This window comes from Psychrobacter sp. K31L, from assembly GCF_017942195.1.
GTDB classification, from domain to species: domain Bacteria; phylum Pseudomonadota; class Gammaproteobacteria; order Pseudomonadales; family Moraxellaceae; genus Psychrobacter; species Psychrobacter glaciei.
Map to the genome: position 1 here is coordinate 67,228 of NZ_JAGKSC010000005.1, position 15,600 is coordinate 82,827.

At 42.9% G+C, this 15,600-nt stretch carries 14 protein-coding genes; 8 read left to right on the forward strand and 6 right to left on the reverse strand.

Annotation, left to right across the window (positions count from 1 at the left end; all coding sequences use genetic code 11):
* Nucleotides 1-1,249: 1,249 nt before the first annotated feature.
* Nucleotides 1,250-2,260, forward strand: a complete 1,011-nt coding sequence (locus tag J5X94_RS09475) for an RluA family pseudouridine synthase (protein ID WP_201592646.1) — start codon at nt 1,250-1,252, stop codon at nt 2,258-2,260.
* 147 nt (nt 2,261-2,407) lie between these two features.
* Nucleotides 2,408-3,076, forward strand: a complete 669-nt coding sequence (locus J5X94_RS09480) for an HAD-IA family hydrolase (RefSeq protein ID WP_210541088.1) — start codon at nt 2,408-2,410, stop codon at nt 3,074-3,076.
* Nucleotides 3,077-3,356: 280 nt separating this feature from the next.
* Here J5X94_RS09480 and yihA read toward each other — a convergent pair whose 3' ends face one another.
* Complete coding sequence (gene yihA / locus J5X94_RS09485) at nt 3,357-4,163, reverse strand: ribosome biogenesis GTP-binding protein YihA/YsxC (RefSeq protein WP_210541089.1); 807 nt, start codon at nt 4,161-4,163, stop codon at nt 3,357-3,359.
* A 388-nt stretch (nt 4,164-4,551) separates the two neighbouring features.
* Between yihA and J5X94_RS09490 the strand changes: the two genes are divergently transcribed.
* From J5X94_RS09490 to J5X94_RS09505, 4 genes are all read left to right on the forward strand, one after another.
* Nucleotides 4,552-4,887: a c-type cytochrome gene (locus J5X94_RS09490; protein ID WP_210541090.1), complete on the forward strand. Its 336-nt coding sequence runs from the start codon at nt 4,552-4,554 to the stop codon at nt 4,885-4,887.
* 323 nt (nt 4,888-5,210) lie between these two features.
* The gene (locus tag J5X94_RS09495) at nt 5,211-5,879 is read left to right on the forward strand and encodes a c-type cytochrome (protein WP_010195758.1); all 669 of its coding nucleotides are present in this window, start codon (nt 5,211-5,213) and stop codon (nt 5,877-5,879) included.
* Nucleotides 5,880-6,116: 237 nt separating this feature from the next.
* The gene (locus J5X94_RS09500; protein WP_210541091.1) at nt 6,117-7,259 is read left to right on the forward strand and encodes a hypothetical protein; all 1,143 of its coding nucleotides are present in this window, start codon (nt 6,117-6,119) and stop codon (nt 7,257-7,259) included.
* Nucleotides 7,247-7,567, forward strand: coding sequence for an RnfH family protein (locus tag J5X94_RS09505; protein ID WP_323128906.1), 321 nt, complete (start codon nt 7,247-7,249; stop codon nt 7,565-7,567). Before J5X94_RS09500 ends, J5X94_RS09505 begins: the two co-directional genes overlap by 13 nt.
* 101 nt (nt 7,568-7,668) lie before the next feature.
* On the opposite strand, the gene J5X94_RS09510 is transcribed toward J5X94_RS09505, so the two are convergent.
* Nucleotides 7,669-8,088 (reverse strand): outer membrane protein assembly factor BamE, encoded by a 420-nt coding sequence (locus J5X94_RS09510; protein ID WP_051000695.1) that lies wholly within the window; start codon nt 8,086-8,088, stop codon nt 7,669-7,671.
* Between the two features lie 325 nt (nt 8,089-8,413).
* Between J5X94_RS09510 and fur the strand changes: the two genes are divergently transcribed.
* On the forward strand, nt 8,414-8,848 hold the full coding sequence (gene fur / locus J5X94_RS09515) for a ferric iron uptake transcriptional regulator (RefSeq protein ID WP_189582952.1): 435 nt from the start codon (nt 8,414-8,416) through the stop codon (nt 8,846-8,848).
* 106 nt (nt 8,849-8,954) lie between these two features.
* Here fur and J5X94_RS09520 read toward each other — a convergent pair whose 3' ends face one another.
* Both J5X94_RS09520 and J5X94_RS09525 read right to left on the reverse strand, forming a co-directional pair.
* On the reverse strand, nt 8,955-10,076 hold the full coding sequence (locus tag J5X94_RS09520; RefSeq protein ID WP_189582949.1) for a PilT/PilU family type 4a pilus ATPase: 1,122 nt from the start codon (nt 10,074-10,076) through the stop codon (nt 8,955-8,957).
* A 161-nt stretch (nt 10,077-10,237) separates the two neighbouring features.
* On the reverse strand, nt 10,238-11,293 hold the full coding sequence (locus tag J5X94_RS09525; protein ID WP_010195743.1) for a type IV pilus twitching motility protein PilT: 1,056 nt from the start codon (nt 11,291-11,293) through the stop codon (nt 10,238-10,240).
* A gap of 337 nt (nt 11,294-11,630) precedes the next feature.
* Here J5X94_RS09525 and J5X94_RS09530 point away from each other — a divergent pair, with 337 nt between their 5' ends.
* Complete coding sequence (locus J5X94_RS09530; RefSeq protein WP_194620769.1) at nt 11,631-12,350, forward strand: YggS family pyridoxal phosphate-dependent enzyme; 720 nt, start codon at nt 11,631-11,633, stop codon at nt 12,348-12,350.
* A 15-nt stretch (nt 12,351-12,365) separates the two neighbouring features.
* On the opposite strand, the gene J5X94_RS09535 is transcribed toward J5X94_RS09530, so the two are convergent.
* Both J5X94_RS09535 and J5X94_RS09540 read right to left on the reverse strand, forming a co-directional pair.
* Nucleotides 12,366-13,640 (reverse strand): hemolysin family protein, encoded by a 1,275-nt coding sequence (locus J5X94_RS09535; RefSeq protein ID WP_010195738.1) that lies wholly within the window; start codon nt 13,638-13,640, stop codon nt 12,366-12,368.
* A gap of 215 nt (nt 13,641-13,855) precedes the next feature.
* The gene (locus J5X94_RS09540) at nt 13,856-15,547 is read right to left on the reverse strand and encodes an NAD+ synthase (protein ID WP_010195736.1); all 1,692 of its coding nucleotides are present in this window, start codon (nt 15,545-15,547) and stop codon (nt 13,856-13,858) included.
* Nucleotides 15,548-15,600: the final 53 nt, after the last annotated feature.

The following is a 15,600-nucleotide window of genomic DNA, read 5'->3' on the forward strand; positions in this document are numbered from 1 at the left end:
CCTATGAGTACACAGGACAACGACAAGAAGGGCTATTATATTGAAAAACTCTGAATGATAAACTTTTACGTTAAATGACTTTTATAGCAAGCCACATTCACGATGTATTCAGACTGCCAATTGGACAGCGATCAATATAAAAATAACCAAAGCAAGAAGGTAGTAGTATCAAGTGACGCTAATATTGATATCAGCTAAAAATACCAGATGTGAGAGGAGCGTCGTGCTCAGATAAAGTTGGATAAATAAAAAGGAGCATTAAGAGGCGCTCATAAAAAACTTACCTGTTAACTCACAATGAATTGACTACGTTTGAGCGTACCAGACAGATGGTTCTAAGTAGCTACTAATACAGGGTGTAAGGCTGTAAGGTTATCTACTGTTAATATTTTAGTGGCTCGCAATGATTGCCGCTAAAGTATTAACACCGAATGCCAATCGTTTTGTATCGATTTAGAGGCTTGGCTATTAACATCCTTGCCACCATAAATTTTACCAAGATGATTAACATGTAAAGTGGTGAAGGGCATTTAATATACTTTGTAAGAGTCTATCGAAGCGCTTGCCACATGGTTACAATTTATTCGCTGTACTGTTTATACTTCAAACCGTTAAATTCAGCGAACCTCTCAATATTAGCTCAAATCAATTCAATTGTTTTATCTATTATTTTAACTTATAACATCTATATATTTTGGTATCTGATTTTAAGAGTGCCACTGCGCTGTTGCTCAGCGGGGCGTACTTGGCAAACAGAATAGGTAACCGGCTCATTAGCTCGGTTGGGTATATCTCTTTTATAATGCATCTATTTTATCTGTTTGACCGCCAATATTCAGGCAGCTCTAAACTCTTAATATCGGACTACCGTCACTTGCTCAACTGCGCTTGCCTAATATGATTAAAAATCAAGTCGTGGTCGTGCGTTAAATGAGTAGTTGTGTACTGCTATCGCTCGATAAACGGACTTGTTTGTCACTATTATCGAAGCAATTATGTTTGGTATAAATACCGCTTATTGGACGCTACGCCGTATGTTACTTGGCATTTAGTCCTAAAAATTAGATGATGCGTGCAAAATTAGCTTAAGGAACAAGGCATGCCTCGTTACTAGCAAGTAGTAAAGATGACGACCGGTCGTTTGAGACAATAAGGATTATTGCCGCAACCTCTGCTTAATTGGCGCTCAACATGTTAAACTATAACAAATCTTTGTGTAAATACCTAACTAAAAATGACAAACTCCAAAATGACTGACGACGCAACTACCCATGAAGCTCCTGCTATTTTTAATAGCAAAACCCGTCCGCAAAGCGCCGACGATGAGATTAGTAACTTTGGAAAGGTTAATTACCTTGAAGTCACTCGCCATCAGCACGACCAGCGCTTGGATAACTTTTTGCTGAACCGCCTAAAAGGTTTGCCAAAACCGCATATCTATAAAATGATTCGCTCAGATGAGATTCGAGTCAATAACAAGCGTTGTAAAGCCCACGATAGATTACAGCGTGAAGACGTGGTACGTATCGCGCCAGTGGTACTCGCCACCCGCGAAAAGCCCATCATCAGCACCGAGTTTGCCAAAAGCTTATTAGCACGTGTGGTCTACGAAGATGATGGCCTGCTGGTGCTTAATAAGCCTTCTGGCATTGCAGTACATGGTGGCAGTGGTCTTGATTTTGGCGTCATCGAAGCCATGCGTGAAGTGACTGGTAAAAAATATCTAGAGTTGATCCATCGTATCGACAAAGATACCTCAGGTCTGCTGATGATTTCTAAGAAACGCTCAGCGCTAAAGACATTGCAGCAGCATTTGGTCGATAAGACTATTCAAAAACATTATCTATGTATTGCCAAAGGACAACCCGCCCTGAATGAGCAACGTATCGATGCGCCATTGCTTCGCTACACACTTGATAGCGGTGAGCGCCGCGTTAAAGTAGAGGCTCAGGACGCACAATCTAAAGAAAGCCAGACAGATATTATTGTCCATGAACGTTTTATGATTGCCGGTCAACCAGTCAGCTTGATAGAAGCTAAGCCACTGACGGGTCGTACCCATCAAATTCGTGTGCATTTGGCTCATATTGGTCATGCTATCCTAGGGGACAGTAAGTATAACGTCCATGATAAGTCTGGCGTGCATCGTCTGTGCTTGCATGCATGGCGCTTAGACATTCCTGGTTATAAAACTATCACGGCACCATTGCCCGATGAGATGGTTGACTGGCTGCCAGAGCAAACCAAATTGCCTGAATAAGCTTGAATCTCTCGTGTTTCAGGTTACATTTTAGCTGGTATTAAGTATCGATCCTAAACGTCATGCTCACTTATTTATTTCTACCAATAAGTCGGCGTGACGTTTTAGCATCTGTAATAAATGCGCACCATTTAATAAGGCAAACTCATGAATAAACAGTCTGATCATCGCTTAGCCGACAAGACGCTAGTTATTTTTGATTGGGATGGTACGTTGATGGATTCAATCGGTCTGATTGTTGAATCCATGCATGTGGCAGGAGAGGCACATGGCTTTCAAACCACCGATCAAGCCGTCAAAGACATCATTGGTCTTAGCCTGATGAATGGTATTGAGATTTTGTATCCGCAGGCCAGTGAGGCGCAAAAGCTTGCCATCCAACAAAGCTACGCTGACTATTATATTCCAAACAGCCACCGCACACCGTTCTTTGCCCCTACAGAAACCATGCTAAAGACTTTACAACAGCAGGGTCGTAAGCTTGCTGTGGCAACTGGCAAAAAGCGACGTGGACTGGATCGCGTACTGGATGCTTCGGCAAGTCATGATTATTTTGATATTACCCGCTGTGCCGATGAGTCAGGTTCAAAGCCTGATCCGCAGATGCTGACGGATATCTTGAATTATACACAGCAGTCAGTATCTGACGCCGTATTTATCGGTGATAGTATTTATGATATTCAAATGGCAAATAAACTTGGCATGACTAGTATTGCTGTTAACTACGGGACAGCATCCAGCGCTGAGTTGGCTGCCCAGTTACCTACTTATCAAGTAGACACACCGCAAGCGTTAGCTGAGCTGTTGTGTGGCTAGACTCAGAGCAGACAGATAAATGACAAGAAAAAAGGGTTTATCACTATTAGCGATAAACCCTTTTTTTTATCAATTTTCATAAAATGCTACTAGGGCGTGTCATCATTTAGATTGTGAGGCTTAAAATGAGGAAAATTGCAGCCAAACAAGAAAGAAATTACCGTAAATATGAACATATTGACAAGATTTCTGACGATGTTTGGCAAAATTTAACCATTTTAAGACCACTAAATGTATCAATGTGCTAATTGATGACACGCCCTAACTAATGGTCTGCTATTTATTTATCAGTTGGCAGCTCATCATTAGGTTGTTCATTAGCAGGCTGATCACTATCAGACTGTTCGTTATCTTCGAGCAATTCTTCTTCTTCTTCGAGCGGGTCATCATCAAGCAGATTAAAAGAGGATTCAATGATTTTGTTGTCATTAAGCTGGTAATCGTACCAATTGCCCATCACACCAGCCAATTCATCGAGGCCTTCTTTTCTCAAGGCTGAAAATAACTGAATGGTACATTTAAGACCTAACTCTTTCAGTCTTTTGCGGGTATTGAGTAAGGCGTTTTTAGAAGCACCATACTTCAATTTATCTGCTTTAGTCAGCAAAATATGGACGGGCAGCTCACCTTCTTTGGCCCAAAATAGCATTTGCTCATCAAAGAATTTGAGCGGATGACGAATATCTGTCATCAGCACTAAGCCTGCTAGGCTTGAGCGCGATACCAAATATTCTTCCAACTCGACCTGCCATTCTTTTTTCATTTCCAGCGGCACGGCAGCATAACCATAGCCTGGCAAATCAACCAGACGTCTGTGCTTATCGCCAATACTAAAAAAGTTAATCATCTGCGTACGACCAGGGGTCTTGGACGAGCGCGCCAACTGCCGCTGATTGGTCAATGCATTAATGGCCGAGGACTTACCCGCGTTTGAGCGTCCTGCAAAAGCAACCTCTAACCCGACATCAGGCGGACAAAGGCGAAAAGTAGGCGCTGACGTCATAAACTCAGTTTGCTGAATTCGTTGGCGCGATTTGGTATTAAACACCGCATGTTCGGCGGCGACATCTGTAAACGGGGTACTCATAAATGGCTCATTAATCTGCAAAAAATTGGATACGGTAGTGAGAATTGGTGGTTGGCTAATCATCAAAGCGACGCATTAAATAGATAGAATACGAGTGGCTCTTGCTGATAACAATCGCTGTTTTAAACCAGTGACTATTCTATACTATTAACCGTCTTACTTATTGAAATTACGGTGATTAGTCTTATATAAATGACAGCATACCATTAAAGTGTAGTAGCGCTTAGCGAAAGTTTTCCTCGCATAAAAAAGCGTTACTAAAGTCAAACTCGATTCATGTATACTAAATTGACATATATTGTTACAATGTTTAATGAAAAACGTTTATTATAGTATTTAATTAAGTTGGTATCTAATTAAGCGTACGAAAAAATTAAGGAGGTGCCCTATGTCTGCAATCACCACACTTTTTACCAAAACTGGCCGTCTACTAATTGGCAGTGGTGCAGCGCTTGTCCTAACGACAGCCATGACAACCAGCGCCAGTGCTGCTGATATTGCCACCACCTATGACAATTCATGTGCAGCTTGTCACGATAGTGGCGCGTTGAATGCTATCAAAAAAGGCGACAGTGCTAAGTGGCAGCAGCTAATACAACAAAAAGGCATGCCAGCTCTAATTAACTCAGTCAAAAGTGGTATGACACAGATGCCAGCTGGCGGACTTTGTGATAACTGTAGCAATGATGATTACCGTAAACTGATTGACTATATGAGTAAATAACAGCTGCTGCATCAAAATTTTAGATAAAAGAAATAAAGCGCTTGAAGCACTCACTTCATGCGCTTTTTGTTTTTCAAGCAGCATCCTATAGTAGCGCCAATAGAAAAACCAGCGGTTACTACGATTAAGTAGGCAAATACTATAAAGTCTTGCTATAATAATCCAAAATAAACCCTGATGTTAGTAAGTACTTTCAGACTGTTTGTGACCAACCCATAAAATATATGCTGACTTCGCTATATAGTAGCGCGACGTATATCAATGTGCTTGTCGATGCAATCACTCTAAATAATACTTACGCCGAGTTAGTAGGATTTGTATCAATGAAAAAGTTAATCGCTGCTGCCAGCTTATGCGTTGCAAGTTTCAGCGTACAAGCTGCTATTGTTGTTCCCGAATATGACGTTAACGCTGGCAAGCAAATTGCAGAAACAGTCTGTGCTGCTTGTCATGGTGTTGATGGTGTCAGTGTGGTTCCTGCTCAGCCTAATTTGGGCGGCCAAAATGTTAAGTATCTCTATAAACAGTTGGTCAACTTTAAAGCCGGTTACCGTAAGAACGGTATTATGCAGTCGCAAGTGGCGAACTTATCACAGCAAGATTTGGCCAATGTGGCAGGCTATTATGCTAGCCAAGCGCCTTGGGGAGTTGGCTTCGGTAATCCGGCAACCAACCAAGAAGCGACCAAGCTGTTTTTAGGTGGTGACAAATCTCGTGGCATTATTGGCTGTGCAGGTTGTCATGGTCCAGATGCGGCTGGTAATACATGGGCAGCGTTTCCACGTTTAGGTGGACAACACTCTCAATATATCGCCACTCAGCTAAAACTGTTCCGTGCAGCTGGACGTGAAGATGACATCGATAGCGATGATCAAAAACGTGCCAATGATGCGGCAAAAGAAGGCGAAAAAGGTATGATGCAGACGGTAGCCTCTAAGCTATCAGATCGCGATATCCGTATTTTGGCAGATTATGTGAGTGCTGTTCACTAAGTGCAAGCATTTTCAGCGTTTGCTTTATAGCACACTGCCATTAAGCCGCTGATTACGTGTCAGTCATTATTTAGTTATTAAACCCCGATTTCGGGGTTTTTTTATAACTGCCAGTCCCTTATATTGTACATACCTTTATATTATATAGACGATTATAAGCCTACCTACAGATGCTTTTGCTTGGTCTGTATAATTATTAATTATCGTTATTCACTTTAGATCGTTTGGATTTAGATTATGATGACCCGCTATGCTTCTTATTTTATCGCAGCGCTGTTACCACTATTATTGTTTCGCTGGTTTGCACCTGCAGCCATTGGTGAAATTGACTTTTGGTTGCTTTGGCTCTTAGCGATGGTCCTAGTATCACTGCCCGTGGTATATGCCGAGATTGCGCTCGCCTATCGTAGTGTCGATGCGCCGTTCGCAGGTATGCAGAAACTCACTCGTGAGGCTGATGCCAGTCCATTATGGCGCAGCTTTGGTTGGTTGGCAGCGCTGGTTTCGATTGTTATTGCTGCGCTAGTTATATCAGGTGCTAGCACTGGTATTGTATCGGCACTTACTGACCTTAATAGTGCACCTGACGTCCCCAGCTTTGCGATCGCTGCGGGATTGATGGTCATTGCTATCTTATTAAGCTTACTCGGTGTTACGCCTTTACCGATTGGTTTAGGTTTAATGCTAGTAGGTTTGGTGCTAGGCGTTGCAAATGGTTTGCCCAATATTAATTTTGCGATGACTGGTATCAGCTTAGGTGAATGGGCGCGCGCGGTTGCTTTAGCGTTGGTCAGTGTGGGGGCAGGTACAGGGCTATATTGGTTCGGTCAACACTTATCAACCAAGCAAGTCGTCACAGCGGTAGATGTGAATAATATCAATGCACAAAAACCAGCACGCACTCGTGCCAATCAAGAATATCGTGCGAGCAAATTGGTATTGCCCATCTGGATAGTGCAATTGTTGGTTGGGATTGTGGCACTATTTATCAGTGGTATGGCATTACCACCGATTGGACAGCTGGTATATTGGCTAGGGGTGTTGTTTGTGGCCAGCTATTTGCTACATTATAGCGTACAGCAGTTAGCGCATAAGTTTGGGCTGTTGGCCAGCTTGGTGATCACTTTTGTGGTAGCACTGGTACTAGTCATCGCCATACCCACTATATGGCTGGTAGGTATACTGGTTATTATCAGTAGTATCGCGGTGTTGCTGTTGTCCATCTTCGCCGGTTGGCAGATGAAAATCAGTCATTTGCGCAAGTCTCTAAACTTTGGCAATGAAGCGTTCTATAATCTATGGCGGATAGCGATACGTTTGGTTGTACCAGTGGCGCTACTGTTGGCGTTGATAGGTTGGGTGATACAGTGGGTAAGCTAATGACGGTCTATCTGGCGTATGCTGAAGAGGCAAAGCGTCAGCATTATTTGACGTTATCAGTCGCTGAAGGGACTACTTTATACGAGGCACTCGCGCAAGCAGGCTGGTTGATGCAATTTCCAGCATTAGCAAGGTGGTGTGAGGAAGTGGAACAAGTGATAACACCAGCGGCTAAGCGTTGGCATGTAGGGATATATGCCCAAAAGCAGCCGCTCAGCTATCCATTGCAGCCGTTCGACCGAATAGAAGTCTATCGCAGCTTAAGCGCTGATCCTATGTCTCAGCGCAAAAGTAAGTCTCGAGGTTGATGGTTTAGCCGGACTGTCATTTAGCTTAAGCATTATTAAGTCTGCTATTTTGAAATGAAGACACGCCCTAACAATCCTTAAGCATAAATTTATAATCGGATTTATTGAGCAGGAAGGGTTTCAATGCCTTCGATGCGACTGACTAAGCCGTTGTCATCAAAGTAAATAACCAAATGCTGGCTGGCATTTTTGACATCAGCGATGCCTTTGCGGCTGCCTTCTGTGCCTGCTTTATAATCATAAATATAGTCCCAACGTTTAGGCTCCAGCGTGTCTTTAATCGCTGGGCTACCCAAAATATAGAGGACTTGGTTTTGATTCATGCCCACTTGCAATTTTTGAGCTTGCACTTGGGTAATGGCTGTCCCTTGAGGCAAATCAATTTTATAAACACTCAGTAATGAGCAGCCAGACATCACAACCGAGGCACTAAGCATACCGGTCATGACAATCTTGCGTAATGTACTTGCACGGCTTAACGGACGAAAATTTAATGTCTTTATCATGGTAAGATGACTCATAAAAAATGGATTAGGTACGGTCAAGGGGTGTTGGTGCTGGTCTTGCCGACAATCTTGGACAAATGATACGTCATTTACTTGCAATTGCCTACCACTTACGACATTATTTACCAAACACTACCTAAGGCATTGGATTATTTATATTTTAAATTCATAGACTTGCGGTGAGATCTATATATCTTAACCACGCTAAAAATTTATGCAAGACAAGCTGGGCTACGGAGATTTGGATCTTTAGTATTTAATTAATAATAATCACTGGCGATTATTTACCTCATATTTTTTAGTTTTTATTTGCTAAGACTTAACAGTCAGAAGGGATATTATGGCTTCTTTTACCAATCAAGATTTACGTAAAGCAGGATTAAAGGTAACGTTACCGCGTATCAAAATTTTAGAGTTGCTTGAGTGCGCAGAGCTTCATCATATGAGTGCAGAAGAGGTGTACAAAGCACTGATTGAACAAGGTGAAGATGTGGGATTGGCGACCGTCTACCGAGTACTGACGCAGTTTGAACAAGCAGGTATTGTTGAGCGCCATAACTTTGAAAATAATCTATCCGTGTTTGAGATCACTCAGGCAGAGCATCATGATCATCTGGTTTGTGATGTTTGCGGCAAGATTATCGAATTCCATAACGAGATTATCGAAGAACAGCAACTCAAGGTAGCCGCCGAGCATGGCTTTAAGCTATCGGGTCACTCTCTGGTGTTATACGGCATTTGTAACAATCAAGAATGTCGTGACAGCGCAAAATAATAGCCTTAAAAGTATTTGTTTTTGCAGACAGCAGTGGTCACACAATAAAAACAGCCCTCAATAATGAGGGCTGTTTTTACTGTGTGACTTGCTTACTTGCTACAGATTAGCTGACATCCAACGATAAGCTATCAGCACCTTCGTCTAGATTAGCTGTACCATTTTTACTGCTCAGTTTAATTTTGAGACGTAAGTCATTAGGAGAGTCAGCGTGCAGAATGGCTTCTTTATAAGTGATTTCGCCTTGTTCGTATAGATCAAAGAGCGCTTGGTCAAAGGTTTGCATACCGCTATCACGGGAGCGCGTCATGACATCTTTGATTTCGTGGACTTCGCCTTTACGGATATAGTCACTGATCAGCTGCGAGTTTAACAAAATCTCAATGGCTGCCCGCCGACCTTTACCGTCTGGGGTTGGAATCAATTGCTGCGCGATAATGGCCTGTAAGTTAAGCGACAAATCCATAAATAATTGATTGTGGCGACTGGTTTCAAAGAAGTGAATAATACGGTCAATTGCTTGGTTGGCATTGTTGGCGTGCAAGGTGGCGAATACTAAATGACCAGTCTCTGCATATTGGATCGCATAACTCATAACCTCACGGTTACGAATTTCACCAATCAAAATAACATCTGGTGCTTGGCGCAAGGTGTTTTTTAGACCCGCCTCAAAAGAGTGGGTATCGATACCGACTTCACGCTGAGTGATGATACAACCACGGTGTTTATGAACGAATTCAATCGGGTCTTCGATGGTAATAATATGACCATGAGAGTTTTGGTTGCGATGACCGATCATGGAAGCCAGAGTGGTTGATTTACCGGTGCCAGTTGCGCCAACCAATAAAATAATACCGCGTTTTTTCATGGCCAGCTCCTTCAATGCTGGCGGCAATCGTAGTTCTTCAACGGTTGGAATTTTATTCTCAATTTTCCGTAAAATCATGCCCGCCATATCGCGCTGTACAAAGGCACTGACTCGAAAGCGTGCTTGCTGTGCTTCATCAGTAATGGCAAATTGACATTCATTCGTCTCTTTAAACTCTTTTTGTTGACTTGGCGTCATTACCCCTTTGACCAATAGCATGGTTTGCTCAGCGCTCAGGGGCGTCTTACCAACGGGTAGAATTTTCCCATTTATTTTCATGGAAGGCGCTACATCAGCGGTAATAAAAAGGTCGGAGCCGTTTTTATTGATCATTAACTGTAACAGTTTATCAATATCCATATCTTACCTACATTCGGTGTAAATCGATTAAAAATTGTCTAAAGTCCATTTTTAAAGATCAATAATCATGACTATTAAAAATAAATAAGGTGTATAAAAAGGTATATAAAAAAGTCACTGGCTATTAGTAGTAGTTAGTAGCTCTGATCAGATCAGCACTGCTATAAAAATGCGTCAGGCTGCTTGGCATAAGGACGAGCAACGTCTTTGCTGATCGTGCCTTTTGTCACAAGATTTTTAAGCGTTTGATCTAGAGTAATCATGCCATCACCGGCACCTGTTTGGATAGCGGAGTACATTTGGGCAATTTTATTCTCACGAATCAAGTTACGAATCGCTGGCGTACCCAGCATAATCTCATGTGCGGCAATTCGTCCGCCAGTTTGACGACGCAATAGAGTCTGTGAGATGACCGCTTGTAGCGACTCCGACAGCATGGCACGAATCATGTCTTTTTCCGCTGCAGGGAATACATCGATCACGCGGTCAATGGTCTTAGCCGCTGAGCTGGTGTGTAGGGTGCCAAAAACTAAGTGACCGGTCTCAGCAGCAGTCAAGGCCAGACGAATGGTTTCAAGGTCACGTAGCTCACCAACAAGGATAATATCAGGATCTTCACGCAGTGCTGAACGTAGCGCTGGCTCAAAACCTAAGGTATCACGGTGTACTTCACGTTGGTTAACCAGACTTTTTTTAGATTCGTGGACAAATTCAATTGGGTCTTCGATGGTTAAAATATGCTCTTTACGGGTTTCATTGATATAATCAATCATAGCAGCGAGCGTGGTTGATTTTCCTGAGCCTGTTGGACCTGTTACTAGGACGACGCCACGTTTGAGATCTGACACACGCTTGAACACCTCACCCATACCCAAGTCTTCCATAGTCAGTACTTTGGAAGGAATGGTACGAAAGACAGCGCCTGCACCGCGATTTTGGTTAAAAGCGTTGACCCGAAAACGCGCTAAGTTGGGAATCTCGAAAGAAAAATCCGTCTCATAAAACTCTTCAAAGTCAGCACGCTGCTTATCATTCATGATGTCATAAATCAGCTGATGCACGACTTGATGCGTCATCGTTGGCATATTGATGCGTGTCATCTCACCGTCGACCCGAATCATCGCTGGCATACCGGCTGAAATATGTAGATCTGATGCCTTATGTTTGACCGTAAAGCGCAGCAGATCTTCGATGCTTAGATTGTTTTTTTCAGCCATAATCAGGCATTCCTATCAATGAATAAGGGTAAGACGAAAAGAGCATAGCAGCAGGCTGTAAACGATAACCTTACCAATCATCCTCTGCTAGATCAGTTATTTAGCGATGAGCTGGGCTATGGTTGTTACTATTACTATTATTTTTAGCAGTATATGTTAAACCATGTAACAATATCATAACAAGACTCTTGGCATTTAACCATCTACTAGGCTAAGAAAATGTAAAATTAGACAGTCATTTATTTATTGTGTAAATTTTGCTCATGGCAAGATTTTTCTGGAAGTCCTAATAAAAATCAAAACAAATAATCGAACCATTTATTCTTGTGAGCTGTATATGAAAGATACTGAAAATAATTTTGATAAATTAAGCCTTATTGATAACTGGCAACAGGTCACACGACAAGTGACGCAGGCAGGTGAACAAGCCAAAGATACCGCACCAGACGAGGTTATTTTACTTGCGGTTTCTAAGACCAAGCCTGCCGAGATGATTGCTACTTTAGCTGAGCAAGGACAACGCCACTTTGGGGAAAATTATCTGCAAGAAGCTATCGAAAAAATCAGTACCCTAAAATCTCAAGCAATAGGCGAGTCTATTATTTGGCATTATATTGGTAGTATCCAACGTAATAAGACGCGTGATATTGCCGAGCATTTTGATTGGGTACAAACGGTTGAGCGCGACATCATTGCGAAGCGTCTGAATGAGCAACGTCCAAGCGAGTTGCCGCCATTGAACGTTCTGATCCAACTCAATATTGATAATGAAGACAGCAAGTCAGGGTGTTTGCCAGCGCAGTTACCGGAATTGATAACCACAATGAAAGGTTATGAGCGTCTGCAATTGCGTGGACTGATGATTATCCCTGCTAAAACCAACACTGATGCTTTTAGCCGCACCAAGCAATTATTTGAAGCCATCAAGCGTGACCATCCAGAATTAACTGGCTGGGATACGCTTAGTATGGGCATGAGTGATGATATGGCAGAGGCGATTGCCAATGGCTCGACCATGGTGCGAGTCGGCACCGCCATATTTGGTAGTAGAGGTTAGTGCATGTTGAGTCGATTAAGCTACTTCTTCGAGCTTAGTCACTAGTAGCTGGTTAATTTTGAGGTTATTAGTCGCAAGAATTTCAAAGCGGTAGTTGGCATATTCAATGCTGTCAGTTTTCTTCGGGATTTTGCGTAGCATATAGACCATAAAACCACTGATCGTTTCGTAGTTCTGGCTGTGCGGTAGATTGACGATACCAAGTGAGCGAATCACATCTTCGATTGGGGTCATGCCGTCAATGAGCCAAGAGTTATCAGTACGCTGAACAATGGGCTGATCTTCTAAAGTGACCAGCTCGCCCATGACAATACTCATGACGTCTTTTAAGGTAATCACTCCAACGACCAGCGCATACTCGTTAATGATAACGGCAAAGTCAGCACCGGTTGATTTAAACATCTCTAACACTTCAAACAAAGATAAAGTATCAGGCACAAACAGCGCCGGTTTTAATAAGGCTTTGTTTGTTAAGCTGACCTCTTGTTGGTTAAGCACCAACGCTAAAAAACTGCGTGACTCCACATAGCCAATGATATGCTCTAGATCATCGTCATGGCAGACCAAAAATTTATTGTGTGGTTGTTTGATCATGACCTCAACCACTTGCTCCGTACTGACCTTGGTATCAAAGTAGACGATGTGTTCGCGTGGATTCATCACTGAGGTCACCGTGCGCTCTTGCATCTCAAAGATATTTTCGATCAAATGATGCTCTTGATGTTTAATCACCCCAGCTTCTGCACCAGCATCCATCACTGCGTAGATATCCTCTGATGTCATCTCATCTTGACGGACAGTCGATATACCCAATAAGTTAAAAATCAGGTTCGCTGCACCATCAAAGACCCAAATAATCGGTTTTAATATAAAAATTAAAAAAATCATTGGCCGTACAACTTTGATAGCAATCGGTTCAGAGTTGGACATGGCGAGACGTTTGGGCATCAGGTCGGCAAACAGCACAAAAACACTGGTGATGATGATAAATGACACAACAGAGGCGAGCGCTTCATGACCGAATAGACGCTCTAAATAAGGACTGATGGCTGATTCGCCGATAACACCTGCCAAAATGGCCACCGCATTGAGCGCGATCTGTACCACAGTAATAAAACTGCCAGGATGCTCTTGCATATTGAGAACATCAAGCGCGCGCACTTCGCCTTCTTTGGCCATCACTTGTAGTTTGATTTTTCGGGCGGAGGCTAGTGCTAGCTCGGAGCTGGAAACAAGGGCGCTGAGCGCAATTAATAAAAAGATAAACACACCAGCAGTTAGCAAGCTCATGAGATACTCGGATAGAAATAGGTAGGGTAGTTAGGTTAAAAATAAAGGGTTCAATTTGTGGACGCGAAAAGCTTATTTGTGAATGTTCAACACATTCTAGTCAGAAACTAAAAAAGCTGGGCAAGCACCCAGCTAATAATTAAAGATTGATTTTTAAACAAGGAGGTCGTCATTGTCTGACTTCTTTACGGTAGCAGTCAGACAATGGTTGCAACCTAGCCTTTTATCGACCATTTATTCACCAATGGGTAACGACGCTCACGACCAAAGGCTTTATGGCTGATCTTCGTGCCAATTGGTGCCTGACAGCGTTTAAATTCGTTATTGTCGACCATTTGGATAACCTTGGCGACCAAGTCAGCATCGAACCCTTTATCTACGATATCTTGATAGCCCATGTCTTCATCGATATAAGACATCAAAATGCCGTCTAAGATGTCATAGTCAGGTAAGCTGTCCTGATCTTTTTGGTCAGGGCGTAGCTCGGCTGATGGGGGGCGGGTAATCACACGCTCAGGAATCACAGGCGTGTCTTCTAGACGGTTGCGATAGCTGGCCAGTTTATAAACCTGTGATTTATAAACATCTTTTAGCACATCGAAGCCACCTGCCATATCACCATATAAGGTTGAATAACCAACTGCCAGCTCTGATTTGTTGCCAGTCGTGATGACCAAATGACCAAATTTATTAGACAGTGCCATCAATACAACACCGCGCGCACGTGCTTGGATATTTTCTTCAGTGGTGTCCGCAGGTGATTTATTAAATAGCGGGGCAAGTGTATGACGAATGCCTTCGACAGCATCAAAAATTGGACAAACCGTATAAGAAACATTTAGACGACGGGCTTGTGCTTGTGCGTCTTCTAGGCTGATTGGTGACGTATATTCATAGGGCATCATGACCGCATAAACTTTATCCGCACCCAAGGCATCGACTGCGATACACAGCGTCAATGCCGAATCAATACCACCTGATAAACCGACGATAATGCCAGAGAATCCTGAAAGGTTGACATAATCACGCAAGCCAACCACTAGCGCTTGATACATCTCTGACTCGCGGCTGAGGGTCAAAGGTGCTTTAGACTGCGCATTGAATTTGGCAGTTTTGACGTCTAAGGTCGCGAGTAGCAATTGGTTCATAAAGCGTGGCGCTTCGTGGGCAACGCTGCCATCAGCTTGAACTGCCATAGAGCCACCGTCAAAGACCAAGTCATCTTGACCGCCAACAGCATTGACATAGATGATGGGGAGGCCATTTTCACGGCTGCGTTTGGTCAGCATGGTTTTACGATTGTCTTGTTTTTCAATTTCGAAAGGTGAGGCATTTAAGCTTATTACTAGATCTGCGCCTTGCTTTTTGAGGTCAGAAATAGGGCCTTTTTCCCACAAATCTTCACAGATGAGCAGACCAATAGTAATGCCTTTATAATCAAATAGGACTTGATTGCGACCTTTGTCAAAGTAACGGCGCTCATCGAACACGCCATAGTTTGGCAATATTTGTTTATGATAAAAGCCTTTTTGATGCCCATTATGCAGGATGGCTGCTGAGTTGAACGTGCCATGGTGATCGACGTGCGGATAGCCAACGATCATGACGATGTCATCGATATCACTTAAGCTAGATAAAGCGCTTTTGATGCGACCTGACAAGCTTGGGCGCAGCAGTAAGTCTTGGGGTGGATAGCCCAATAGTGCGAGCTCTGGAAAGACAATCACATCAGCACCTTGCTCGCGAGCTTCTAGTGCCAGCGTGCGCATTTTTGCCGCATTGGCGGTAATATCACCGACCAAAAAGTGTGACTGGGCTAAAGCAAAAGTAACGCTGTCTTGGGTTTTAGTGGTCTTACTCGCCTCATTTGAGGCAGTAAGGTTAGGGTTATCATTGTCTTTTGACATTGTTATTGTTCCTATGAATATAGTATTTAAAATTTGGTGGATCAGTGTTGGTG